The organism is Ruegeria sp. BG9 (genome assembly GCF_056538305.1).
Genome location: NZ_JBQFSY010000006.1, coordinates 84,079 through 107,719 on the forward strand (window position 1 = coordinate 84,079; position 23,641 = coordinate 107,719).

At 58.4% G+C, this 23,641-nt stretch carries 25 protein-coding genes and 1 riboswitch; of the genes, 18 read left to right on the forward strand and 7 right to left on the reverse strand.

Annotated elements, in window-relative coordinates; translation table 11 throughout:
• The first annotated feature begins 60 nt into the window (after window positions 1-60).
• The 10 genes from ACR0I8_RS11680 (at window position 61) to cmk (ending at window position 10,208) form a co-directional block, all read left to right on the forward strand.
• Window positions 61-813 (forward strand): outer membrane protein, encoded by a 753-nt coding sequence (locus ACR0I8_RS11680; protein ID WP_170377673.1) that lies wholly within the window; start codon window positions 61-63, stop codon window positions 811-813.
• Between the two features lie 122 nt (window positions 814-935).
• A complete protein-coding gene (locus tag ACR0I8_RS11685) occupies window positions 936-1,958 on the forward strand; it encodes a PhoH family protein (protein ID WP_170691052.1) in 1,023 nt (340 codons plus the stop codon).
• A 34-nt stretch (window positions 1,959-1,992) separates the two neighbouring features.
• Window positions 1,993-2,487 (forward strand): rRNA maturation RNase YbeY, encoded by a 495-nt coding sequence (gene ybeY / locus ACR0I8_RS11690; protein WP_170691053.1) that lies wholly within the window; start codon window positions 1,993-1,995, stop codon window positions 2,485-2,487.
• Window positions 2,488-2,523: 36 nt separating this feature from the next.
• Window positions 2,524-3,405 carry a hemolysin family protein gene (locus ACR0I8_RS11695; protein WP_170691055.1) on the forward strand — a complete coding sequence of 294 codons (882 nt, stop codon included), beginning with the start codon at window positions 2,524-2,526 and terminating at the stop codon, window positions 3,403-3,405.
• A complete protein-coding gene (gene lnt / locus ACR0I8_RS11700) occupies window positions 3,402-4,907 on the forward strand; it encodes an apolipoprotein N-acyltransferase (protein ID WP_170691057.1) in 1,506 nt (501 codons plus the stop codon). The genes ACR0I8_RS11695 and lnt overlap by 4 nt, the downstream gene beginning before the upstream one ends.
• 41 nt (window positions 4,908-4,948) lie before the next feature.
• A riboswitch (SAM-SAH riboswitch) is annotated at window positions 4,949-4,997 on the forward strand.
• 5 nt (window positions 4,998-5,002) lie between these two features.
• On the forward strand, window positions 5,003-6,184 hold the full coding sequence (gene metK, locus ACR0I8_RS11705; RefSeq protein ID WP_170691058.1) for a methionine adenosyltransferase: 1,182 nt from the start codon (window positions 5,003-5,005) through the stop codon (window positions 6,182-6,184).
• 108 nt (window positions 6,185-6,292) lie between these two features.
• Entirely contained in the window at window positions 6,293-7,006 is a 714-nt protein-coding gene (trmB, locus tag ACR0I8_RS11710; RefSeq protein WP_170377694.1) for a tRNA (guanine(46)-N(7))-methyltransferase TrmB, read from the forward strand.
• A gap of 85 nt (window positions 7,007-7,091) precedes the next feature.
• Window positions 7,092-8,165 carry an amidohydrolase family protein gene (locus ACR0I8_RS11715; RefSeq protein WP_170691060.1) on the forward strand — a complete coding sequence of 358 codons (1,074 nt, stop codon included), beginning with the start codon at window positions 7,092-7,094 and terminating at the stop codon, window positions 8,163-8,165.
• Between the two features lie 85 nt (window positions 8,166-8,250).
• The gene (gene aroA / locus ACR0I8_RS11720) at window positions 8,251-9,597 is read left to right on the forward strand and encodes a 3-phosphoshikimate 1-carboxyvinyltransferase (RefSeq protein ID WP_170691062.1); all 1,347 of its coding nucleotides are present in this window, start codon (window positions 8,251-8,253) and stop codon (window positions 9,595-9,597) included.
• On the forward strand, window positions 9,594-10,208 hold the full coding sequence (gene cmk, locus ACR0I8_RS11725) for a (d)CMP kinase (RefSeq protein WP_170691064.1): 615 nt from the start codon (window positions 9,594-9,596) through the stop codon (window positions 10,206-10,208). Before aroA ends, cmk begins: the two co-directional genes overlap by 4 nt.
• A gap of 23 nt (window positions 10,209-10,231) precedes the next feature.
• Here the strand turns inward: cmk and ACR0I8_RS11730 are convergent, their stop codons facing one another.
• On the reverse strand, window positions 10,232-10,708 hold the full coding sequence (locus tag ACR0I8_RS11730) for a YHS domain-containing (seleno)protein (RefSeq protein ID WP_170691065.1): 477 nt from the start codon (window positions 10,706-10,708) through the stop codon (window positions 10,232-10,234).
• A 218-nt stretch (window positions 10,709-10,926) separates the two neighbouring features.
• Here ACR0I8_RS11730 and ACR0I8_RS11735 point away from each other — a divergent pair, with 218 nt between their 5' ends.
• The 8 genes from ACR0I8_RS11735 (at window position 10,927) to trpB (ending at window position 18,628) form a co-directional block, all read left to right on the forward strand.
• Complete coding sequence (locus tag ACR0I8_RS11735) at window positions 10,927-11,463, forward strand: hypothetical protein (RefSeq protein ID WP_170691067.1); 537 nt, start codon at window positions 10,927-10,929, stop codon at window positions 11,461-11,463.
• Window positions 11,464-11,726: 263 nt separating this feature from the next.
• The gene (locus ACR0I8_RS11740; protein WP_170691069.1) at window positions 11,727-13,412 is read left to right on the forward strand and encodes a tryptophan halogenase family protein; all 1,686 of its coding nucleotides are present in this window, start codon (window positions 11,727-11,729) and stop codon (window positions 13,410-13,412) included.
• A 278-nt stretch (window positions 13,413-13,690) separates the two neighbouring features.
• Window positions 13,691-15,367, forward strand: coding sequence for a 30S ribosomal protein S1 (rpsA, locus tag ACR0I8_RS11745; RefSeq protein ID WP_170377709.1), 1,677 nt, complete (start codon window positions 13,691-13,693; stop codon window positions 15,365-15,367).
• Window positions 15,368-15,636: 269 nt separating this feature from the next.
• Window positions 15,637-15,921 (forward strand): integration host factor subunit beta, encoded by a 285-nt coding sequence (gene ihfB, locus ACR0I8_RS11750; RefSeq protein WP_008758048.1) that lies wholly within the window; start codon window positions 15,637-15,639, stop codon window positions 15,919-15,921.
• A gap of 7 nt (window positions 15,922-15,928) precedes the next feature.
• Window positions 15,929-16,279 carry a lipopolysaccharide assembly protein LapA domain-containing protein gene (locus ACR0I8_RS11755; protein ID WP_170489348.1) on the forward strand — a complete coding sequence of 117 codons (351 nt, stop codon included), beginning with the start codon at window positions 15,929-15,931 and terminating at the stop codon, window positions 16,277-16,279.
• A 9-nt stretch (window positions 16,280-16,288) separates the two neighbouring features.
• On the forward strand, window positions 16,289-16,930 hold the full coding sequence (locus tag ACR0I8_RS11760) for a phosphoribosylanthranilate isomerase (RefSeq protein ID WP_170691070.1): 642 nt from the start codon (window positions 16,289-16,291) through the stop codon (window positions 16,928-16,930).
• A gap of 46 nt (window positions 16,931-16,976) precedes the next feature.
• Window positions 16,977-17,312: a hypothetical protein gene (locus tag ACR0I8_RS11765; RefSeq protein ID WP_170691072.1), complete on the forward strand. Its 336-nt coding sequence runs from the start codon at window positions 16,977-16,979 to the stop codon at window positions 17,310-17,312.
• A gap of 68 nt (window positions 17,313-17,380) precedes the next feature.
• Window positions 17,381-18,628 carry a tryptophan synthase subunit beta gene (trpB, locus tag ACR0I8_RS11770; protein WP_170640473.1) on the forward strand — a complete coding sequence of 416 codons (1,248 nt, stop codon included), beginning with the start codon at window positions 17,381-17,383 and terminating at the stop codon, window positions 18,626-18,628.
• A 49-nt stretch (window positions 18,629-18,677) separates the two neighbouring features.
• Here the strand turns inward: trpB and hmuQ are convergent, their stop codons facing one another.
• From hmuQ to ACR0I8_RS11800, 6 genes are all read right to left on the reverse strand, one after another.
• Window positions 18,678-18,998, reverse strand: a complete 321-nt coding sequence (hmuQ, locus tag ACR0I8_RS11775) for a heme-degrading protein HmuQ (protein WP_170691074.1) — start codon at window positions 18,996-18,998, stop codon at window positions 18,678-18,680.
• Between the two features lie 84 nt (window positions 18,999-19,082).
• Window positions 19,083-19,460, reverse strand: coding sequence for a DUF2237 domain-containing protein (locus ACR0I8_RS11780; protein ID WP_170377719.1), 378 nt, complete (start codon window positions 19,458-19,460; stop codon window positions 19,083-19,085).
• A gap of 10 nt (window positions 19,461-19,470) precedes the next feature.
• A complete protein-coding gene (locus tag ACR0I8_RS11785) occupies window positions 19,471-20,634 on the reverse strand; it encodes a serine hydrolase domain-containing protein (RefSeq protein WP_170691076.1) in 1,164 nt (387 codons plus the stop codon).
• A gap of 81 nt (window positions 20,635-20,715) precedes the next feature.
• A complete protein-coding gene (gene pth / locus ACR0I8_RS11790) occupies window positions 20,716-21,399 on the reverse strand; it encodes an aminoacyl-tRNA hydrolase (protein WP_170691078.1) in 684 nt (227 codons plus the stop codon).
• A 137-nt stretch (window positions 21,400-21,536) separates the two neighbouring features.
• Entirely contained in the window at window positions 21,537-22,190 is a 654-nt protein-coding gene (locus tag ACR0I8_RS11795; protein ID WP_170472082.1) for a 50S ribosomal protein L25/general stress protein Ctc, read from the reverse strand.
• Window positions 22,191-22,425: 235 nt separating this feature from the next.
• On the reverse strand, window positions 22,426-23,592 hold the full coding sequence (locus ACR0I8_RS11800) for an alpha-hydroxy acid oxidase (protein WP_170377726.1): 1,167 nt from the start codon (window positions 23,590-23,592) through the stop codon (window positions 22,426-22,428).
• Window positions 23,593-23,641: the final 49 nt, after the last annotated feature.

The window sequence follows — 23,641 nt, forward strand, 5'->3', positions numbered from 1 at the left end:
ACCGCGTGCGGAAGGTTTGTTTTTGCCGATCACGAAAGTGGCGTCGATGGAGGGTATTGAGTGGTGGTTCTGAAGTGCAAAGGTCTCTGGTCTGTGTCGGTCGCAACTTTAGTGGCTTTTGGGGCCAGCGCGACTTGGGCGAGCGATCAAACGGGGGACATATCTGATCCCGAAGTGATCAGCGACAAGCGCTTCAGCGACGATGTCAGTGCCTTCTATCTCGGTGTGACGGCAGGGTATGGCGGTGGGGGCGATGATCGGTTCGGTCTGACCACGCCAACCGATACTTTCGCAATCGGCGATCAGGACATCAGCGGAACCTATGGCGGTGTGCGTGGCGGCTGGCGGGGTGTCCTGCCGGCTCGGGGCGGTCGTGACTATGTTTATGGATTTGAGCTGGGATATGATTTCGGATCGCTGGACGACAGTGTTTCCACCGTAGTCGGCTCTGAGACGGTTCAAGGCGGGTCAGAAGTCTCGGATATTGTCACCTTGCGGTTTCGGAATGGCCTAACCAACCGCAGCGGGCGAATCCTTTATTTCGTCAGTGTCGGTTACCTTTGGGGTGACGTAGAGACCACAAACAGTATTTCGTCCACCACTGGCACACAGTCATTTGAAACTTCGGATCGCCGCAACGGGTTCTCGCTCAGCATTGGTGCGGAACATTATCTGACGGAAGACTGGTCGATCACAGGTGAGTTTGAATATGTCCAGTTCGATTCCAAGGATATTGAATTCTCTTCGGGTTTTTCGACAAAATCCACACCGAACTATCGCGGTCTGAGGTTCGGTTTGAACTACAAGTTCTAAACCGGGGCAAATCGCCCGATCGGCGCTTTTGTCATCGCCGTGCGAATTTTTGAAACTGTGGCTTGCACCCGGTCCGAGTTCTTGTCTACGCTCAAGGTGAAACGCCAAGACAGGAGAACGGATTGGCCATCGGTGCCCTGACCCCACCGCAAGATGAGATGCCCCAGCGCGAGGCATTTGTAGAATTCCCCGACAACCGCTTGTTGATTGATTTATGTGGCGAATATGACCGCAACCTGACCGAGATCGAACAGAAGCTCTCGGTCCAGATTGTGCGCCGCGGCAATCAGTTGGTGGTGATGGGCGAAGAGGATTCGCAGAAAAACGCCATAGAGGTTTTGCAGGCCCTCTACACCCGTCTGGAAGGCGGGCGCGAGGTTGAAGCCGCCGACGTGGACCGAGAGTTGCGCATGGGCGGCTCAGAACAGGGTACAGGCAGTCGGGACGGCGACCAGCTTGAGATGTTCAAGGGCGGTACCGTTGAGATCAAGACCCGCAAAAAGCTGGTCGAACCCCGCACGGATGCGCAAAAAGCCTATGTGCAGTCGCTTTTCCAGAATGAACTGGCCTTCGGAATCGGCCCGGCGGGTACCGGTAAAACCTATCTGGCCGTTGCCGTTGGCGTGTCGATGTTTATCGGCGGCCATGTGGACCGCATCATCCTCAGCCGTCCTGCGGTCGAGGCCGGGGAAAAGCTGGGTTATCTGCCGGGCGACATGAAGGACAAGGTCGATCCGTATATGCAGCCGCTCTATGACGCGCTGAACGACTTTTTGCCCGGAAAACAGCTCGCTAAACTGATCGAGGAAAAGCGAATCGAGATCGCTCCGTTGGCTTTTATGCGAGGGCGGACTTTGGCCAATGCGTTTGTGGTGCTGGACGAGGCGCAGAACGCGACGACCATGCAGATGAAAATGTTCCTGACCCGTCTGGGCGAAGGCAGCCGCATGGTCATCACGGGTGACCGGTCTCAGGTCGATTTGCCGCGTGGGGTTCAATCCGGACTGGCGGATGCTGAACGCCTGCTGAAAACGATCCCGAATATCAGCTTCAACTACTTTACTTCGAAAGATGTGGTGCGGCATCCGCTTGTCGCCGCAATCATCGAAGCGTATGAGGCCGATTCAGGGCGCGAGACAGGATAGCTCAAGGCCCGACATCAGGCTTTGAGGCGACAGCATGAACCTTGAACTCACCGTGGAAGACGACCGCTGGCAGGGGCTGGAGCCTCTGTCCTTCCGCGCGGTCGAGGCGGTTCTGCACCTTTGCGGGCTGGATCCGGATTTGTGTGAGGTCAGCCTGCTGGCCTGCGATGACACCAGAATTGCCGAACTGAACGCAGAGTTCCGGGAAAAGCCGACACCGACGAACGTTCTGAGCTGGCCCGCCGAAGACCTCGCAGCGGAAGTTGCGGGTGAAACGCCCGAACTGCCGGAACCCGATTTCACAGGCGAAATCGCGCTTGGGGATATCGCGATCTCATACGACACCTGCGCGCGCGAGGCTGCTGAGGCGGGCAAATCCATGTCTGATCACGTGACTCATCTGATCGTTCACGGAACGTTGCATTTGCTGGGGTATGATCACATTCGTGACCTCGATGCGACCTTGATGGAAGGGATTGAGGTCAAGATACTTGGCAAACTGGGTATCAATGACCCATATAATAGGTGAAGCGGGTTATTTCACCCGATCAATTGGAAGAGGACAATGGGCGATACAGACGGCAGTTCTAGGGCGGCGCAAAGCGCGCAGTCTGAGAATTTGGACATTGAAGAGAAAAGCGGTTTCTTTTCGCGGATTATGGATGCCATCTCGGGGACTGAAGAGGAGCAAAGCCCTCCGGTCAACGGGCATGAAATAACCGACAATCAACATCGCGGCATGGTAAACCTGCGTCGCAAGCGGGTTGAGGATGTCGCCATTCCGACCGTTGAAATCGTCTCAGTCCCCTCAACGATTTCCAAGGATGAGCTGGCTCAGGTCTTTCGCGAAAGCGGCCTGTCGCGGATACCCGTGTATGAAGGTACGCTGGATACGCCGCTCGGTTTTGTCCACCTCAAGGATTTTGCCTTGACCCATGGGTTCAATGGCGGCGGGGCCGAGTTCGACCTGACCTCGATGCTGCGCACGCTGCTGTTTGTGCCGCCCTCGATGCCGATCGGCGTCTTGCTGACCAAGATGCAGACAGAACGCCGTCACATGGCGTTGGTGATAGACGAATATGGCGGCGTTGACGGATTGTTGACCATCGAAGACCTGATTGAGCAGGTCGTCGGCGAAATCGCCGATGAGCATGACGCGCATGAAGATCAGCTTTGGCTGCAGGAAAAGCCGGGTTGCTACGTCGTGCAAGCCCGCGTTCCGCTTGAGGATTTCGAGGCTGAGATCGGGCGCTCTCTGACCAGCCACGAGGATGTGGACGAGGAAGAGATCGAAACTCTGGGCGGTCTGGTCTTCATGCTGTCGGGTCGTGTGCCGGCGCGGGGTGAGGTTGTACTGCATCCCGAAGGCCCGGAGTTTGAGGTGATCGATGCCGACCCGCGCCGCATCAAGCGTCTGCGCGTCATGTTGCCGGACGTCGCTGCATGATCCCTGTCCGGGGTTGGCCTTTCTGGCTTAGTTTGGGTGCTTCAGGGGCCTTAGGGGCGCTGGGCGCTTATGGCTTGGCGCCGTTCGGCTACTGGCCGCTGACTCTGATTGCGCTGATCCTGATCCCGGCGTTTTTTCTGGCCTGTGAAACCCGCGCCCGTGCCGCGTGGTTGGGCTGGGCCTTTGCCACCGGCTACTTCGCCCATGCGCTGAGTTGGATCATCGAGCCTTTCCAAGTGGACGCCGAGCGCCATGCGTGGATGGCTCCGTTTGCGCTGGTCTTCATGGCTGGCGGCCTGGCTTTGTTCTGGGCGGCGGCATTCTGGGCGGCGCGGCGGGTTGATGCTCCGGCTGTACGACAGGCTGCGTTGCTGGCACTGACATTGTCACTGGCCGAGTTTGGTCGCGGCTATCTTCTGACCGGCTTCCCTTGGGCCGGGGTTGCGCAGGTCTGGGTCGACACACCGTTTGCGCAACTTTTGTCTTTGGTTGGTCCGTATGGGCTGGCTGCGCTGACCTTCGCAGTGACGTTTCCGCTTGGGGCGGCGATGGTGCAACCTGTAGCTCTTCGCTCGCTTTTGGTTCCGTTCGTTGGGTTCGCCGGTGCCGCCGCTCTTGCCATGGTCTACGCCTCCAGCAGGCCGACCATAGAGTATGGTGAAAACACTGTCCGACTGATCCAGCCGAATGCGCCTCAGCATCAGAAATGGGATCCTGCATATGCGCCCCTTTTCTTCGCTCGGCAGATCGAATTCACCGCGGCAGAGCCACGTCCCGACCTGATCGTCTGGCCCGAGACTGCAATTCCGGCGTGGCTCAGCAGCGCCGATCCTTATCTTGAGGCCGCCACGGACGCGGCTCAGGGCGTTCCGGTTATTCTGGGCATTCAGCGAGGGGACGGCCCGCGCATCTACAACTCCATGATCTATCTCGATGAGAACGGGCAGCAGACGGGCCTTTATGACAAGCACCATCTGGCCCCGTTTGGCGAATATGTCCCGTTCGGAAACCTGATGGCCCGTTTTGGTATTCACGGCATGGCTACAACGGCTGGTCATGGGTTCAGCTCGGGGCCGGGGCCTGCAGTGTTGCAGGCGGGCAAGCTGGGTCAAGCCCTGCCGCTGATCTGCTACGAGGCCGTCTTTCCCCAGGACGTAAACGGCGCGCCGGAACGCGCCGATTTCATCTTGCAGATCACCAATGATGCGTGGTTCGGAACCCGTTCTGGCCCTTACCAGCATCTTGCCCAGGCCCAGATGCGGGCGATTGAGCAGGGGCTGCCACTTATGCGGTCCGCCAATACCGGCATTTCGGGGATGATCGACCCTTTGGGGCGGATTACCGCATCGCTTCCTTTGGGGCAGGCCGGGTTTGTGGACGCCGATCTGCCGTTGCCTCTTGCGCCGACGGTTTATTCCCGCACGGGGGACCTGCCCGTGTTCGCGGTCTTGCTCTTGTTGGCCGTGTTGCTGTGGCGCATGCTGCGGCCGCGCAGCGCCTAGTTTCCGATTGACGTCATTTCGCAAGGCGCGTATGCCCTTGTTGCCTGTCACAACGGCTTCCTGGCGTGGCAGAGGAACTTCAATGGAGCACATTTATGTCCCGACAGAACTACACTTTTACTTCGGAATCAGTTTCCGAAGGGCACCCCGATAAGGTCTGTGACCGGATTTCGGACGCCGTACTCGACGCATTTCTGAATGAAGAACCCGAAGCGCGCGTGGCGTGCGAAACCTTTGCTACGACCGATCGGGTTGTCATCGGTGGCGAAGTAGGTCTGTCTGATCAGGAAAAGCTGCACGACTATATGGGGCGCATCGACGAGATCGCGCGCGCCTGTATCAAGGATATCGGTTACGAGCAGGACAAGTTTCACCACGAAACAGTCGAAGTGACGAACCTGCTGCATGAACAGTCCGCTCACATCGCTCAGGGCGTTGACGCGTCTGGTGACAAGGATGAGGGCGCGGGCGATCAGGGCATCATGTTCGGCTACGCCACGACTGAAACCCCTGCGCTGATGCCGGCACCGATCCAGTATTCGCACGCGATCCTGCGTCGTCTGGCCGAAGTACGTAAAAACGGCACCGAGCCTGCTTTGGGCCCGGACGCGAAATCGCAGCTGTCCGTTGTTTACCGCGATGGCAAGCCGGTTGGCGTCAGCTCGATCGTTCTGTCCACGCAGCATCTGGATGAAGCGCTGACCTCGGACGACATCCGTGCGATCGTCGAGCCTTACATCTCTGAGACCCTGCCCGAAGGGTGGCTGAGCGCTGATACCGAATGGCACGTGAACCCGACCGGTAAGTTCGTGATCGGAGGCCCGGACGGAGATGCGGGCCTGACGGGTCGCAAGATCATCGTCGACACCTATGGTGGCGCAGCCCCTCATGGTGGCGGAGCGTTCTCGGGCAAAGACCCAACCAAGGTGGACCGCTCGGCAGCTTATGCCGCGCGCTACCTGGCCAAGAACGTGGTTGCCGCCGGCATGGCAGAACGCTGCACCATCCAGCTGAGCTATGCGATTGGCGTCTCCAAACCGCTGTCGATCTACGCCGACACCCATGGAACCGGCCAGATCGCAGACGCCGTGATCGAAAAAGCTGTTGGTCAGGTCATGGATCTGACGCCACGCGGCATTCGTGAGCATCTGCAACTGAACAAGCCGATCTATCAGCGCACCGCAGCTTACGGTCATTTCGGCCGTGAACCCGCTGCCGATGGCGGCTTCAGCTGGGAACGCACTGATCTCATCGACGCCCTAAAAGCGGCGGTCTGATCCAAGACAAAAGGGGCGCGTCTCGCAGGATGCGCCCTTTCTCTTTTTCGAGATGCTCCGAGGGTCAGCCCCTTGTCACAAGACGCGCGCCACAGTAAGGGCACCGCCATGAGCAACCAGACACCCCAACGCCCCCGCAGAAACTTCTATGGCCGCTTCAAGGGCAAAACCCTGAAGCAAAGCCAGAAGACGTATCTGAACGAAGACCTCGATGCCCTGTCGCCCGGTGCTGTCGATTGGGAAACGAACCCCGAACGCCACCCGCTCGACCTCGATGCGCTGTTTGGCGGCAAGGATGTCTGGCTTGAGGTCGGCTTTGGCGGTGGCGAACATCTGGTGCATCAGGCCGCGAACAACCCCGATATCGGAATCATCGGGGCCGAGCCTTACATCAACGGCGTCGCCATGTTGCTCGGCAAGATCCGTCAGGCTGGGGTCGAAAACCTCGCGGTGCATCCCGGTGACGCGCGCGACCTGTTCGATGTGCTGCCAGAAGCCAGCATTTCACGCGCCTTCCTGCTCTACCCAGATCCGTGGCCCAAAACGCGCCACCACCGCCGCCGCTTCGTGACGCCCGAACATCTGGAGCCTCTGGCGCGTGTCCTGAAGCCCGGCTCGATCTTCCGCGTGGCCACCGACATTCCTGACTACGTGCGCCAGACGCTTGAGGAAGTACCACGCGCTGGTTTCGAGTGGTTGGCTGAACGCCCTGTCGATTGGCGCGAGCCTTGGGACGACTGGATATCGACCCGCTATGAGCAAAAGGCCCTGCGGGAAGGGCGGACACCGCACTATCTGACCTTCCGCCGGACGGACGCCTGATCGGTTTCAAATTTTTGTAATCCTGCACGCTATGCTAGGCTGTGCGCGTTACGCGTTTTCAGCATAGCTTAATTCAAGGATTACCATGTCTGATATTCGGATTACCAACTGCCACACGCATCTGTTTCACTCGCGCCACGTGCCCGAGGACTATCCCTATCCGGCGCTCAAACCGTTCAAGAAGATGCCATGGTTGATCAAGGCTCTGGCTTTCGGTGCCAGACTGATCGGCCAGCCTGGCGTCGCCGAAAAATTGGATCGGCTCTATCGTTTTCAGCAGGAAACGGATGAGGGCAGCCAGCGCGAGATTCTGGACAACCTGCAGCGACACTACCCCAGCGACACCCGTTTTGTCGTTTTACCGATGGATCTGTCGGCCTTTGGCTTCGGCGCGCCCGAGGTGCCGCTGCGCGACCAGCATGACGAACTGGCACAGTTGTCCACTGACCCTGAGGTTGGCCCCTCGGTGATTCCCTTTGCAACGATTGACCCGCGGGCTGATCCCAATGCCACTGAACTGTGGCGTGCCATTGATGATCTGAGGTTTCGCGGGGTCAAACTCTATCCCCGTTTAGGGTTTGCACCGAATGACCCGGTTCTGATGCAGCATGTCTATCCGGGATTGCAGGACAAAAACCTGCCGGTGATGTCGCATTGTTCGCGTGGCGGGGTTCAGGGGCGGTATCTTTCCGACTATTGGGCCGACCGCTATACAGAGCCTGAGGCGTTTATCCCGGTGATGCGCGCTTTTCCCAACCTGCGGATCTGTCTGGCACATTTTGGTGGGCAGCGAGACTGGCATGCCTACGTCAATCCCGATCACAGCGACCCTTTGGACGATGCATTCAACCGGAATTGGCTGAGATCCATTCGCGACTTGATCGGCAGCGGAGACTTCGAAGGCCTGTGGACGGATATCTCCTACACCCTTTTCCAGTTCGAAGACTATGCGCCGTTCCTGCGTTTGTTCCTGATGGGCGAGGATGAGGAAAGCGAACGCCTGCGGTCGCGCGTTTTGTTCGGGTCGGATTACTACATGACCCGGCAAGAGGCGCTGTCGGAAAAGGCGGTCTGTATCCGGTTGCGCAACGTTCTGGGCGAAGAGATCTTTCGCCAAATCGCCGAGGAAAACCCGGCAAAATGGCTGGGAGAGACCTGAGAGGCACCCATACCCTCATTGCCGCTGGACCAACTGGTCCCAATTCGCTAATCGGCATGGACTGATAGCGAAAACAGGAGCCCCCATGTCCGGACACGGCACGCCCATCCCGATGACCTCGCATCCCTGCGGCCCGTTGAACGGAACGGCTGAGGTGCCCGGCGACAAGTCGATCTCGCACCGGTCACTGATCCTTGGCGCGATGGCGGTTGGGGAAACCAAGATCTCGGGCCTGCTTGAGGGCGAGGATGTTCTGGACACCGCCAAGGCCATGCGTGCCTTCGGGGCCGAGGTGACCGACCATGGCGGCGGTGAATGGACCGTGCATGGTGTCGGTGTCGGTGGCTTTGCCGAACCCGATCAGGTGATCGATTGTGGCAACTCGGGCACCGGCGTGCGGCTGATCATGGGTGCAATGGCGACGTCTCCGATCACGGCGACCTTCACGGGTGATGCTAGCTTGAACAAACGCCCGATGGCGCGGGTCACAGATCCGCTTGCGCTGTTCGGCGCGCAGTCGGTTGGCCGCTCGGGTGGACGCCTGCCGATGACCATCGTGGGCGCAGCGGAACCGACCCCGGTCCGCTATGAGGTTCCGGTTCCTTCGGCGCAGGTGAAATCGGCCGTTCTGCTGGCGGGCCTGAACGCCCCCGGCAAGACCGTTGTGGTCGAGAAAGAAGCCACTCGTGACCACTCAGAGCGGATGCTGTCTGGTTTCGGGGCCGAGATCACCGTTGAAGATACAGATGATGGCCGCGTGATCACGCTGACCGGTCGGCCCGAGCTGAAACCTCAGGTCATTGCCGTGCCGCGTGACCCGTCGAGCGCAGCTTTCCCGGTTTGCGCGGCGCTGATCACCCCCGGTTCGGACGTGCTGGTGCCCGGCATCGGTCTGAACCCGACCCGCGCGGGCCTGTTCACCACTCTGCGTGAGATGGGCGCGGACCTGACCTATGAAAACGAACGCGAAGAGGGCGGTGAGCCCGTTGCCGATCTGCGTGCCAAATACTCGCCCAACATGAAGGGGATCGAGGTCCCGGCCGAGCGCGCCGCCTCGATGATCGACGAATATCCGGTTCTGTCCGTGGTGGCGGCCAATGCGACCGGCAACACGATGATGGCTGGCGTGAAAGAGTTGCGCGTCAAGGAAAGCGATCGGATCGATGCGATGGCGCGCGGTCTGCGGGCCAATGGCTTGACCGTGAATGAAGGCGATGATTGGTGGTCGGTCGAAGGGCTGGGTATAGGCAACGTTCCCGGCGGCGGCACCTGCGAGAGCTTTCTGGACCACCGGATCGCGATGTCCTTCATGGTGATGGGCATGGGCGCAAAAACGCCCGTTTCAGTCGATGATGGCGGGCCGATCGCAACCTCGTTCCCGATCTTCGAGCCGCTGATGGCCTCGCTTGGCGCTAAGGTCGAACGGGTATGAGCTTTACCGTCGCTATTGATGGCCCAGCGGCGGCGGGCAAGGGGACGATCTCGAAAGGCGTTGCGGCGCATTTCGGGTTCGCTCATCTGGATACGGGGCTTCTGTATCGCGCGGTTGGGCGGCGCGTGTTGGATGGAGTCGAACCCGTCGCGGCGGCCCAAGCTCTGACCGCAGAAGAATTGGGGCAAGGCGATCTTCGCACAGCTGAAATCGCGCAGGCAGCCTCGAAGGTTGCGGTCATCCCCGAGGTAAGGGCCGCACTGGTTGATTTCCAGCGTACCTTTGCCCGGCGCGCGGGCGGTGCAGTATTGGATGGGCGCGATATCGGGACGGTGATCTGCCCCGAGGCTGAGGTAAAGTTGTTCGTCACTGCCAGCGCGGAGGTGCGGGCTGAACGCCGGTTTTTGGAACTTAGCGCCAAAGGGTCTGATGTAACGCGTGATCAGGTCCTGGCCGATGTGCGCGAACGGGATGCGCGCGATGCGGAGCGTAGCACCGCCCCCATGAAGCCCGCCGAAGACGCAGTTCTGCTGGACACGTCCGAACTGAGCATTGACGACGCTTTGGCAAAGGCCGTCGAAATCATCACACAGAAAAGACCCGCAGCGTAGCTGCGGGCCGTTGTCTGAGCGGATCAGAGTTCGCCGACGGCGATGCTCTTGATGTTTGCCCACTGGTCATCAGCGGTTTTGGCAGTGCCAACCACGTCTTTCAGGAAGGCGTCGCGGGTTTCTGCGTTCAGGAACAGGAACAATTTGCCGTCCGCGATCAGGTACTGATCCGGGTCCCCGTCGAACTTTTTGCCGACCGAAACACCGAACGAGCAGAAGCCGCCGTGCTGGGGCAGGTAGGCCGCTGGGTTGGCCTCGAACGCCTCGCGGTTTTCGGCGGTGGTGAAGTAGTAGGACGCGCCATCATAGGTGGCCGAGTGGGTTGCAAAACCCTCGACCGGGTTGCCGCTGTTGACCAGCGCGACCAGATCCACCCCATGCGCAGCAAGCGGCGCGCCAGCCGCGGAGATGCCTTTTGAGACGTTGATTTCATCCGCAGCAAAGGCCGGGGCTGACAGGGCAAGCGCAGCAACAAAAGCAGTGAAGACGAGCGATTTCATTTGGGTCATCCTTTCATTTTCAGATCCGGGCTGAGGTTTCCCTCCGCCGATGTGACAAAGTTAGGACAGGAGTTCTGTACGTGTAATCGCAGATAGGCCACGAAACTGTGCAGATCGTTCAAATATCCGGATTGCACGCAAAAACACATCACACAGCTTTGTTTGGCCAGTGACCCGGTTGCTTTCTAAGGTAGGGGGGCAACTATGGGAGCGGCCTCATGATCCGACTAGCTGTGATTTTGTTCCTCATCGCCGGCAGCGTGAGCGCGCAGCAGGCCGAACCGCCCGTGCCTGAGGGCGAACCTCCGATGACGTATGAGCGGTTGGGCAGGATTCTTTTTGCGCTTGATCCGGAAACGCAGCGCAGCGGGCCGGGGTTCCAGATCACCGTTGCGGATGTGCCGGTTCTGGTGATCACCGATGTAGTGGCCGATCGAATGCGCGCTATGGTGCCTATCAGCAGCACGGCAGATCTGTCTGTGGAGGATCTGCAACGGATGATGCAGGCCAATTTCGACAGCACGCTGGACGCGCGCTATGCGATTGCCAACGGAACCCTGTGGGCCGTGTTCATCCATCCTCTGTCGCCGCTGAAAAAGGATCAGCTGATCTCGGGTCTGGCGCAGACGGTGAACATCGCCAACACCTATGGCACGCTGTATTCCGGTGGGGCGGCTGAGTTCGGAGGGGGGGACAGTGGCGATATGCAACGTAAGCTGATCGATGAGCTTTTGAAAAAGGGCGAGGAAATCTGAAATCGGTATTTGACCGCGTTTCAATTTGACACAGCTCGGCGTTTCCGGATTTTTGGCGCTATCAATTTGGGGCTAAGAAAAACAGGTGAAACCTAGTAAGCCTCTGCTCAAGAAAGGTAAAACAGCCATATCGATAGGACCCTAGCCAGACGTAACAAAACTGTTATGCTCCCCTCACAAGCAATAAAGGGAAGGCCGCCGGAAACCTCCAAAAAAGGGGGAAGTAGCCACAAAATTCCCTAAGCCAACAGGGACAGACAAACATGACCAAACGTTTGCGCAAAATCACCATCGTGGGTGGTGGGACCGCGGGCTGGATGACCGCGTTGATTTTGGAGATGGTGCTGTCTCGCACCTCCGCGCCCAAGGATCGCCCACGTATCTGCCTGATCGAAAGCCCCAATATCTCGACCGTCGGTGTGGGTGAGGCAACGGTTCCGAGAATGCCGGTCACGCTGAGGCAAGCGGGCATTTCCGAACGGGACTTTTTTCGCGAAACCAATGCCTCATTCAAGCTGGGCGTGAAGTTCTGCAATTGGAACAAGGACGCCAAGGGCAATCGCATCGACTATGTGAACCCGTTTGCCCATGGTCAGATGCTGGAGGGGTTGGAGACGGCCGAGTATTTCCTGCGTTTTGGCAACGGGGATCGGGATTTCACCCAGTCCATTTCGCCGCATGATGATCTGGGTCGGATGTGCAAGGGCGCTCGGCCCTTGGGGGCACCGGAATTCGAGCAGCGCTTTGGTTACGCGTATCACCTGGACGCCGTGAAGTTCGCGGGCATGCTGACCAAGGTCTGCACCAAGCGCGGTGTTGAGCATATTCAGGATGAGGTGCAATCGGTCGAGCTGGATGAGCAGGGCAATGTCAGTCACCTGATGCTCGAGCGCAAAGGCCGTCATGACATTGAAATGGTCATTGACTGCACAGGGTTCCGTGGTCTGATCATCAATCAGGCTCTGGGTGAACCCTTCATGGATTACTCGGACTATCTGCCGAATGACCGGGCCATGGCGTTGCAGATTGAACATCCGGATCCGGAAAAGATTGAAAGCCTGACCCGCTCAACCGCGCTTGGGGCGGGGTGGACATGGCGCGTGCCACTCTTCAACCGAGTCGGCACGGGCTATGTGTTTTCGTCTGCGCACCGGACGGATGATCAGGCAGCAGATGAATATCTTGAGTGGCTGGGCGACAGCGGCAAGGGTCTGACGCCGCGCGTGATCCCGATGCGCGTTGGGCGCGTGCGAAACGCGTGGGTCAAGAACTGCGTGGCGATCGGCCTATCTGGCGGGTTCATCGAGCCGTTGGAAAGCACCGCGATTCACATGATCGACCATTCCGTGCGCTGGTTTGCCGAGCATCTGCCGACGCAGGACATCGAACCGGCCTTGCGGACGCGCTACAACCGGCAGATGGACAAGCTCTACAACGAAGTTTTGGAGTTTATCTGTTTGCACTACCGCCTTGGTAACCGCACCGATGACCAATACTGGATCGACGCGCGGACCGAAATGAAACTGCCTGACAGGTTGGCCGAGAACCTTGAACTCTGGCAGCATCGCTTGCCGATGGAGCATGATATCGAGTTCGTATCCCTATTCGATCACCGCGTCTATCAAACGGTTCTGCTGGGCAAACAGGTCTATGATACGGGCTATGGCGAAGGCATCCGTGATCGACTGCGTCCGTTGAAAAAACCGATCTGGTTCCACTGGTGGAAGGGCGCGCGCATGCATCTCAATGAGATTCTGCAAACAATGCCGGATCACAAAACGCTTCTGCGCGATATTCGGGGTGAGTTGAAGAAGCCAGCTTTTGGCAAGGCGGCTGCAGTGAAGCCTACTGTGGCCATGCCGGGCGCAAAGCCGACTCCTGTTGTGGTGCAGAACATGCCGAACCTGGCCGAAATCCAAAGCGGTGCGAAGGACCTGCAATTGTTCTAGGGCGCATAGGATTGGGCAAAGTAATCTTCGACACCCGTTGCGGTGCCGCGATTTAGGCTTTGCCCTTGCGTATCTGGCTGAAACAGCCTATACGCGCGCTGTCTGAACAAGGGCGGTTAACGTCCGGATGACGTATCTGAGCAGGGCCGGGTTACCTCGGCCCTTTGTGTTTGTGTAGTCAGATGCGCACCGGGTCACGCCCTAAGACATCATGAAACAAGACCGGCGGAAACAACCGCTCGGCCAGCAAAAACGTATGTAAAGGAAAACAACGCCACATGGCTAACGCATCCATGGAGGAATTCGAAGCCCTCCTGAATGAAAGCTTCGAAATGGACACACCCGAAGAGGGTTCTGTTGTCAAAGGTAAGGTTCTGGCGATCGAAGCCGGCCAAGCCATCATCGACGTAGGCTATAAAATGGAAGGCCGCGTTGATCTGAAAGAATTCGCAAATCCCGGCGAAGCCCCTGAAATCGCTGTTGGTGACGAGGTCGAAGTTTACCTGCGCGCCGCAGAAAACGCCCGTGGCGAAGCTGTCATCTCGCGTGAGATGGCCCGCCGTGAAGAGGCGTGGGACCGTCTGGAAAAAGCATATGCCGACGACCAGCGCGTCGAAGGTGCAATCTTCGGTCGCGTCAAAGGTGGCTTCACCGTCGATCTGGGTGGCGCAGTTGCGTTCCTTCCCGGCTCGCAGGTTGACGTTCGCCCCGTGCGCGACGCTGGCCCGCTGATGGGTCTGAAGCAGCCGTTCCAGATCCTGAAAATGGACCGTCGTCGTGGCAACATCGTTGTGTCGCGCCGCGCTATCCTGGAAGAATCGCGTGCCGAACAGCGTGCCGAAGTCATCGGCAACCTGTCCGAAGGTCAGACCGTCGAGGGTGTTGTCAAGAACATCACCGAATACGGTGCATTTGTTGACTTGGGTGGCGTTGACGGCCTGTTGCACGTCACCGACATGGCATGGCGCCGTGTGAACCACCCGTCCGAGATCCTGACGATCGGCGAAACCATCAAGGTTCAGGTCATCAAGATCAACAAAGAGACCCACCGCATCAGCCTGGGCATGAAGCAACTGCAGGAAGATCCGTGGGATCTGGTTGCTGCCAAGTATCCGCTGGGTTCGGTCCATCAGGGTCGCGTCACCAACATCACCGACTACGGCGCGTTCGTCGAGCTGGAAGCTGGTGTCGAAGGTCTGGTGCACGTCTCCGAGATGTCCTGGACCAAGAAAAACGTCCACCCCGGCAAGATCGTTTCGACCAGCCAGGAAGTCGACGTCATGGTCCTGGAAATCGACGGCGCCAAGCGTCGCGTGTCTCTGGGCCTGAAGCAGACTCAGCGCAACCCATGGGAAGTGTTTGCAGAAACTCACCCCGAGGGCACCGAGGTCGAAGGCGAAGTCAAGAACATCACCGAATTTGGTCTGTTCATTGGCCTCGAAGGCGACATCGACGGCATGGTTCACCTGTCGGACCTGTCCTGGGACGAGCGTGGCGAGGATGCGATCCAGAACTACCGCAAAGGCGATATGGTTTCGGCCGTTGTCTCGGAAGTTGACGTTGAGAAAGAGCGTATCTCGCTGTCGATCAAAGCCCTGGGCGGTGACAAGTTCGCCGAAGCCGTAGGCGGCGTGAAGCGTGGCTCGGTCATCACCGTTGAAGTCACCGCGATCGAAGATGGCGGCATCGAGGTCGAATACGAAGGCATGAAGTCGTTCATCCGTCGTTCGGACCTGTCGCGTGATCGTGCTGAGCAGCGCCCTGAGCGCTTCAACACCGGCGACAAGGTCGACGTCCGCGTTACCAACGTCGACAGCAAGACCCGCCGTCTGGGCCTGTCGATCAAGGCACGCGAGATCGCCGAAGAGAAAGAGGCCGTGGAACAGTACGGTTCCTCCGACTCAGGCGCATCGCTGGGCGATATCCTGGGTGCAGCGCTGAAATCCGGCGACTAAACCCGGTCTCTGACCCGATACAAATCAACGGCCCCGTACATGTGTGCGGGGCCGTTTTTGTTGCGAATCAACAAGTTCCCAAATTGGGCGCTAAAATGTACATACTATGTGCATGAACGGGATTTTGGGTGTTCAAGCTAAAAATCATGCGAGTTTGCCCGAAATAGCAGCTACAACACACAGAGTTTACGTTCCCCCGAACCGGGTTTTTTTCTATACTGTCCAGAACACTAGAGATGGTAAACCGGTCGCCTGGGAGGGTAGCGCGCATGATCCGTTCTGAATTGATTCAAAAAATTGCTGATGAAAACCCGCATTTGTATCAACGCGATGTCGAGCGGATTGTGAATACAGTTTTCGAGGAAGTCACAGACGCGATGTCGCGGGGCGACCGGGTTGAGCTGCGCGGATTTGGCGCGTTCTCGGTGAAAAAGCGCGACGCCCGCGTGGGTCGCAATCCGCGCACCGGCGAAACTGTGCAGGTCGAAGAAAAATGTGTGCCGTTTTTCAAGACGGGTAAGTTGCTTAGGGACCGATTGAACGGTAAAGCCTGACCTTATGATGCGCTACATTCGATATGCTTTTCTGGGGGCGCTGGGGATCATCCTGATCTCAGTCTCCCTTGCCAATGTGGAATCCGTTGAACTCAAGCTGATGCCCGACCCTCTGGCCGAGCTTCTAGGTTTCAACCTGTCTACCTCACTACCGCTGTTTCTGGTGGTGCTGGGCGGCGTTGTGGCCGGTCTGGTCATCGGGTTCCTGTGGGAATGGATGCGCGAGCATAAGCATCGTCGCGATGCGACCGTCAAAAAAGGCGAAGTGCGCAAGCTTGAGCGCGAGGTCAAGAAGCTCAAGAAGAAGCAGAATGAAGGCAAGGACGAGGTTCTCGCCATTCTGGATGAGGCAAGCTGAGCCAAAGCAATGCCTGATGTGTCTGTCAAAATCTGCGGTTTGACCGCCCCTGATCACGTGCGCGCTGCTGTTGATGCAGGCGCGCGGTATCTGGGGTTCAACTTCTTCGCCAAGTCCCCCCGCTATGTTTCGCCCCAGCAGGCCGCCGAGTTGGCGACCCATGTACCGGCGGGCGTGGCCAAGGTGGCCTTGGTGGTGAATGCCCCGGATGAGGTATTGGACGACATCACGCAGAACGCTCCGTTCGATATCCTGCAGCTGCATGGGGGCGAGTCGATCGAGCGCGTGCAACAGATCAAGGACCGGTATGGCTTGCCGGTGATGAAGGTGATCGGGGTAGCCGATGAGGCTGATCTGGCCGCCATTGATGCGTTCAGTGATGTGGCGGATCAGCTATTGATTGACGCCAAGCCGCCAAAGAATGCTGTTCTGCCGGGTGGTAATGGGTTGGCTTTTGACTGGCGTCTACTGGCGGGGCGCAAATACTGGCGCAAGCCGTGGATGCTGGCCGGTGGTTTGACCCCCGACAACGTGGCCGAGGCGATCCGCATGACCGGCGCGCGCCAGGTTGATGTCGCATCCGGCGTCGAAAGCGCTCCGGGGGTCAAAGATGCTGCCCTGATGAAGGCATTTATTGACGCGACGCGGTGATCTGATCTCGCTAACGCGCCGTATCTCTCGACGGAGGGGTACAAACATGCTGGCGGCAATAGGTGGCGTTTCCCTGAAACACTGGTACAACGCGCCAGAATTTTTCTGGCGAGCAGGGCAGGCTTTGCGTCAGGCGCGGGGCGATCCGCTATGCTTGTATGCGGCGACTTTCCGTCAAGACGGTCTCTATTTCTCGCTCAGCGTTTGGCACGATATCGAGGCGATGCTGACCTTCGCCCAATCAGGCCCACACCGTCGCCTGATGCTGGAGGCGAACCGCTTGGCGGATGTGAACCAGTTCCACCATTTCCCTTGCATAGGGATCCCAACGGCTGAGCAAGCGCTTGAGCTTTGGCGGCATCATACCTTGGCTGCCGAATGAGGCGTTTTGCCCATGGCAAAACCTGCCGCTACCTCCTATGAACAACGGATACGACGCGGGAGACTTCCATGGCCAACGATCTTTTCAATTCCTTCATGTCCGGCCCTGACGAACAGGGGCGTTTTGGCATTTTCGGCGGGCGTTTTGTCAGTGAGACGCTGATGCCGCTGATCCTGTCGCTGGAAGAGGAATATGACAAAGCCAAGGACGATCCGACGTTTTGGGCCGAGATGGACGACCTGTGGGCGAACTATGTCGGGCGCCCCTCGCCGCTTTATTACGCAGAACGGCTGACCCAGCATCTGGGTGGTGCCAAGATTTATCTGAAACGCGATGAGCTGAACCATACCGGTGCACACAAGATCAACAACGTGTTGGGCCAGATCATTCTGGCACGCCGTATGGGCAAGACCCGGATCATCGCGGAAACCGGGGCAGGGCAGCATGGTGTGGCCACGGCCACCGTCTGCGCCAAGTTCGGCCTGGAATGTATCGTCTATATGGGCGCGCATGACGTGCAGCGTCAGGCGCCGAACGTGTTCCGCATGCGTCTGCTGGGGGCTGAGGTGATTCCGGTGACTTCGGGCCGTGGAACGCTGAAGGACGCGATGAACGACGCGTTGCGCGACTGGGTGACCAATGTGCGCGACACGTTCTACTGCATCGGCACCGTGGCTGGTCCGCACCCGTACCCGGCTATGGTGCGCGACTTCCAGTCGATCATCGGTAAGGAAGCCAAAGAGCAGATGATGAAGGCCGAGGGCCGTCTGCCCGACACGATCATCGCTGCCATTGGCGGTGGCTCAAACGCGATGGGCTTGTTCTACCCGTTCCTCGACGACAAAGAGGTCAACATCGTCGGCGTCGAAGCGGGCGGCAAGGGCGTGAACGAGAAGATGGAGCATTGCGCTTCGCTGACCGGTGGTCGTCCGGGCGTGCTGCATGGCAACCGGACCTATCTGCTGCAGGACGATGACGGCCAGATATTGGAAGGCTATTCGATCTCGGCTGGTCTCGACTATCCGGGCATCGGGCCCGAGCATTCCTGGCTGAACGATATCGGTCGTGCGAACTATGTCGCCATCACTGACAAAGAGGCGCTTGAGGCTTTCCAACTGTGCTGTGCCACCGAAGGCATCATCCCGGCGCTGGAGCCCAGCCACGCGCTGGCCCATGTGATGAAGATCGCGCCTGATCTGCCCAAGGATCACCTGATCTGCATGAATATGTGCGGACGCGGTGACAAGGACGTGCAGACCGTCGCAAAATACCTGAACTTCGACATGTCGGACACCGAAGGCCGCACGGCGGACTAACATTCGGTCAAGCGGATGGAACCGGCCCCCGGAAAGGGCCGGTTTTTCTTTAGCCCTCTTGCAGGACGGTTTCGAATCCTTCGAACTGCGGTGGGCCCATAAGGGCGGTTTGGGTCTTGCTGTTGTCTGCATTCTTATGCGCGTCGCGGAACTGTTCCGACTTGGTCCAGGCTTCGAAATCTGCGCGGCTGTCCCAGATCACATGGCTGGAATACAGGCGATATCCGTCGCCTTCGGGCCCTTTGAGCAGGCGGAACTCCTGAAACCCTTTTACCTCGTTCAGACGGCTCTGACGTTCCTTCCAGACATTCTCAAAATCGGCTTCACTGCCGGGCCGGACCTTGAAACGGTTCATTGCGATAAAGCTCATGGTTTTCCCCATTCTGTCGTGATTCAGGCTGGCGAAACGAAATGTCGGCTGGCTTTTGGTATAGAGAGTATTCCGTGCCCGCCGTCAATTGGCGCGCGCTGCGTGTTGGCGCAGGATGTCCAGCGGCACGATCTCAAGCGCCCGCTGATGCGTGGCCTCAAGATGCACCTTGGGCGCACAGCCTTCGTCATGCGCCTGAAGGAAGCGACCAGCACAGAGACACCAACTGTCCCCGGGGTTGAGGCCCGGAAAGTTAAACTCGGGTCGAGGGGTGCTGAGGTCGTTGCCAACGTATTTCGAATAAGCCAGAAACTCAGCCGTCATGACGGCGCAGACAGTGTGGCTGCCCTGATCCTCGATGCAGGTGTTGCACGCCCCATCCCGGAAGAACCCGGTCAAAGGGTCTTTCGAGCAATCGGCCAGGACGCCGCCGAGAACATTGATGCTGTCTTCTTTCTGCATGAGGCTCACCCTACAGGCTTTGCGCAATACTGCGGAACATTTCGACATTCTGCTCGTTGACGCCCGGATCACGGAATTTGCGATCCGCACCGGTTGTCATGATCAGAACGCCACGAGGCTGGTCGAAATACATATATTGCCCATAGACCCCGCGGGCCAGAAATTCTCCTTCATGCGCACCAATGGGGATCCACCACTGATAGCCGTAGCCGATTTTTCCCGGCTCGGTCGGGGCGCTGGGCCAGGTTGATTCCTTGACCCATTCCGCGGGCACCAGCTGCTCGCCGTCATGCTCTCCGCCCTGCAGGATCACTTGGCCAAAGCGCGCGAAGTCGCGCGTGGTGAAGTTCAGACCACCCAGCACAAAAGCCACGCCAGCGCCGTCGGTGACATAGTAGCCGTCACGTTCCAGCCCTAAGGGCTGCACGATCTTCTCGGTCATCAGCTCCGTGACGCTGCGCCCGGTGGCGCCACGGATCACCATACCGATGACATGGGTGTCGATCGACACATATTGCCAGCTCTCCCCAGGTTCGATGAAGCTGTCCTGTAGCGCGATGGTGAAATCATCCAATTCGCCCCCGAGGGCCAAAACGCGACCCATCCGGTTGATGTCAGAGTTCGGGTCAAAATAGTCCTCGTCAAAGACCACCCCGCTGGCCATGTTCAGCACGTTGCGGATCGAGGCGGTCTCATAGGCGCTGCCGGTCAGGTTGGGCGCATATTTCACCACCGGATCATCAAGCGATGTGATCGCGCCTTCGTCTAGCAGAATCCCCAGAAGCGCCGAAAGATAGCTTTTGGCCACCGACCACGAGATGCGATGGTCGTCGGGACCTGTCCCCAGATAATACTCCTCGAACCTGATCTGACCGTCTTGCATCACCAGAAGCGAGGTCACGGCGCGATCCTCGATCCAGTCATCGGTCCCTTCGGGCAGGTCAAAACCGGGGCCGTAGGGCAGCTCCCATGTCGGACCGTTGCCTCGGGGCAGATTGGCGGTCAGGAAAGCCTCATCCATGTGAGAGAAATTCTGGACGATCTTCTCTTCGGAAAACAGAGAGTTCACGGCCAATAGACGTTGAATCTCTTCGCGTTTCCAGACGCTGACAACCACTGCGGCCAGGACCAATGCCAGACTGATCCGCAACACCCATTTGAACAGAGCTTTCATGAAATGCCTCCCTCTCGGTTGATATAGGAGCGCGAGACTACGCATTCCGCAATCAAGACCCTACGGCACCAAGGGCGCAGGCTATTTGAACTTGTCCAACAGCTTTTGCATGGCCGAGCGGTTGTCGTCTTCGGGGACAGGCTTCGCCTCGGGTTTTGGGGCCGATTTTTCGGGCTTTGACGAGGTGGAAGAGCGGGGCGGGGCGGTGCGCAAAGCCACCGCATTCATGAACTTGCCGCCGTCACCATCCGCAAGATGGCCCGCGCCGTCTGCAACGCCGCGCAGTACGTCCTCCAGCCAGTCCCCATCGGCTTTGGCAAAGTCACCCAGAACATAGGGCGAGACCATCTCTTTCCGTCCGGGATGTCCGATGCCCAAACGCACTCGATCATAGGCCGGGCTGATATGCTCATGAATGGATCGCAACCCATTGTGCCCGGCATGACCACCGCCCGCCTTGACCCGTACTTTGCCGGGCGCAAGGTCCAATTCGTCATGAAAAACGGTCACGTCGGTTGAGTCGAGCTTGTAGAACCGCATCGCCTCGCCCACGGATTGACCCGAGCGATTCATGAAAGTCTGCGGCTTGATCAGAAGCACCTTTTCGTGCCCAAGACGCCCTTCAGCAATCTCGGCCTGAAACTTGGATTTCCAAGGGGAGAAACCGTGATCTTCGGCAATCCGGTCCAGCGCCATGAAGCCGATATTGTGCCGGTTGCGGGCATATTTCGATCCCGGGTTCCCCAAGCCGACAAACAATTTCATGCCTCAATCCTCTTTCGCATGCCTTCAGCGCAGAGCGGTGATGGCATGAAATGGCATCCGTTTTCTAGCCCGGTGCCAAAAGAAAACGGGGCCCGATACTAGGCCCCGTTTCACAATCCGACAATTCGAGTTCGGATTTATTCTTCAGCTTCTTCCTGGCCGACGACTTCAACTTCGTCTGCGGCCACTTCTTCGCCTTCTTCGTCGTCGCTGGTCGACAGACCGGTCGGTGCCGAAACGTTGGCGATCACGAAGTCACGGTCGATGGTCGGCTTGGTGCCTGCGGGCAGGTCAACCGACGAGATAGTGACAACGTCGTTGATCTCCATGCCTGTTAGATCAACGGTGATCTTCTCAGGAATGTCGCCAGCGGTGCACATCAGTTCGACTTCTGGGCGAACAACGGTCAGAACGCCGCCCTTCTTGATGCCGGGGGCTGCTTCTTCGTTGACGAATTCAACCGGGATGAACAGCGCGATCTTGGTGGTCCGACGCAGGCGCATCAGATCCAGGTGGGTCGGCAGGTCTTTGACGACGTCACGCTGTACGTCGCGGCAGATGACGCGTACGTCTTCGTGGCCTTCAACCTTCAGGTTCCACAGGGTCGACTTGAAACGGCCTGCTTTCAGGCGCTTGAACAGTTCGTTGAACGGGATCTTGATTGCCAGCGGATCTTTGTCGCCACCAAAAACAACGCCCGGAACCATGCCTTCGCGGCGGGTCTGACGAGCGGCGCCCTTGCCTGTCCCCGTCCGTTCCAGAGCTACGAGATCAGGAATCTCTCCAGCCATGATATATTCTCCAATGTTAGGGCGGGCATCCTCCAAGGCTGTATGCCCGCGTGAAGCCGCGTCCTTAGCTTGTTTCTTACGGTTTGGAAAGCAGTAATTTGCGAGGCTCTGCCTCGCGCTCCGAGGTATTTTCAAACAGAAGAAGATGCGAAGCGCCCGTTGCTTCTTCTGTTCAACAATACCTCGGGGGAGTCGCCCCTTCAGGCGCGGCGAGGGCAGCGCCCCCTGTGCCGGCTCAGCTTTGCCAGCGCCCGCCGAAATCTTCGGGCACAAGCAGGTTGTGGCGGCCCAGATCTGCGACATTGCGCTCGCCGCACAGGGCCATCGTGGTATCAAGCTCCTTCTGAATGACGTCCAAGGCGGTCGTCACGCCAGATTGACCCATTGCGCCTAGCCCGTAGACGAAAGCGCGGCCAATATATGTGCCCTTTGCCCCCAGTGCCAAAGCCTTTAGGACGTCCTGACCCGAGCGGATGCCGCTGTCCAGATGCACTTCGACATCTCCGCCGACAGCGTCCATGATCTCGGGCAGCATGCGGATCGAACTCAGCGCACCGTCCAGTTGCCGGCCGCCGTGATTCGACACAATGATAGCGTCCGCGCCGAGTTTGGCCGCCATCTTGGCATCTTCGGCGTCGAGTATGCCTTTCAGGATCACTTTGCCGCCCCATTGCTCCATCAGCTTTTCGACCTTTGTCCAGTCGAGGCTGGGATCGAATTGCTCAGCCGTCCACGCGCCTAAGGATGAGGCGTCGGAGATACCTTCGACATGACCGACGATGTTGCCAAACTCGCGCCGCTTGGCTCGCAGCATCTCGATCCCCCACGACCATTTCGTCATCAGGTTGGCGATGGTTTTAGGTGTGAGTTTCGGTGGGGCAGAAAGGCCGTTCTTCAGGTCTTTGTGGCGTTGACCAAGAATCTGCAAATCCAGCGTAATCACCAGTGCGGAGCACTTGGCATCCTTGGCCCGCTGGATCAGGCGGCTGACATAGTCTTCATCCTTCATGGTGTAGAGCTGGAACCAGAACGGCTTGGTGGTGTATTCCGCCACATCTTCGATCGAGTTGATCGACATTGTGGAAAGAGTGAAGGGCACGCCGAATTCCTCGGCAGCTTTGGCTGCCTTCATTTCCCCGTCCGCGTGTTGCATGCCGGTCAGCCCGACAGGGGCAAGTGCGACCGGAAGCGTCACGTCCTCACCAATCATCTGCGATGCGGTCGACCGGCCTGCCATATCCACTGCCACCCTTTGGCGCAGGCGGATTTTCTCGAAATCCGAGCTGTTTTCGCGAAAGGTCTGCTCGGTCCAACTGCCGCTTTCCGCATAGTCGTAGAACATGCGCGGCACACGGCGTTCGTAGATCCGGCGCAGGTCTTCAATCGTCGTAATCACGGGCATGTTCGGGAACCTTCCTTGAGTTGACCCGAACTGTGTAACCGGCCAGAGG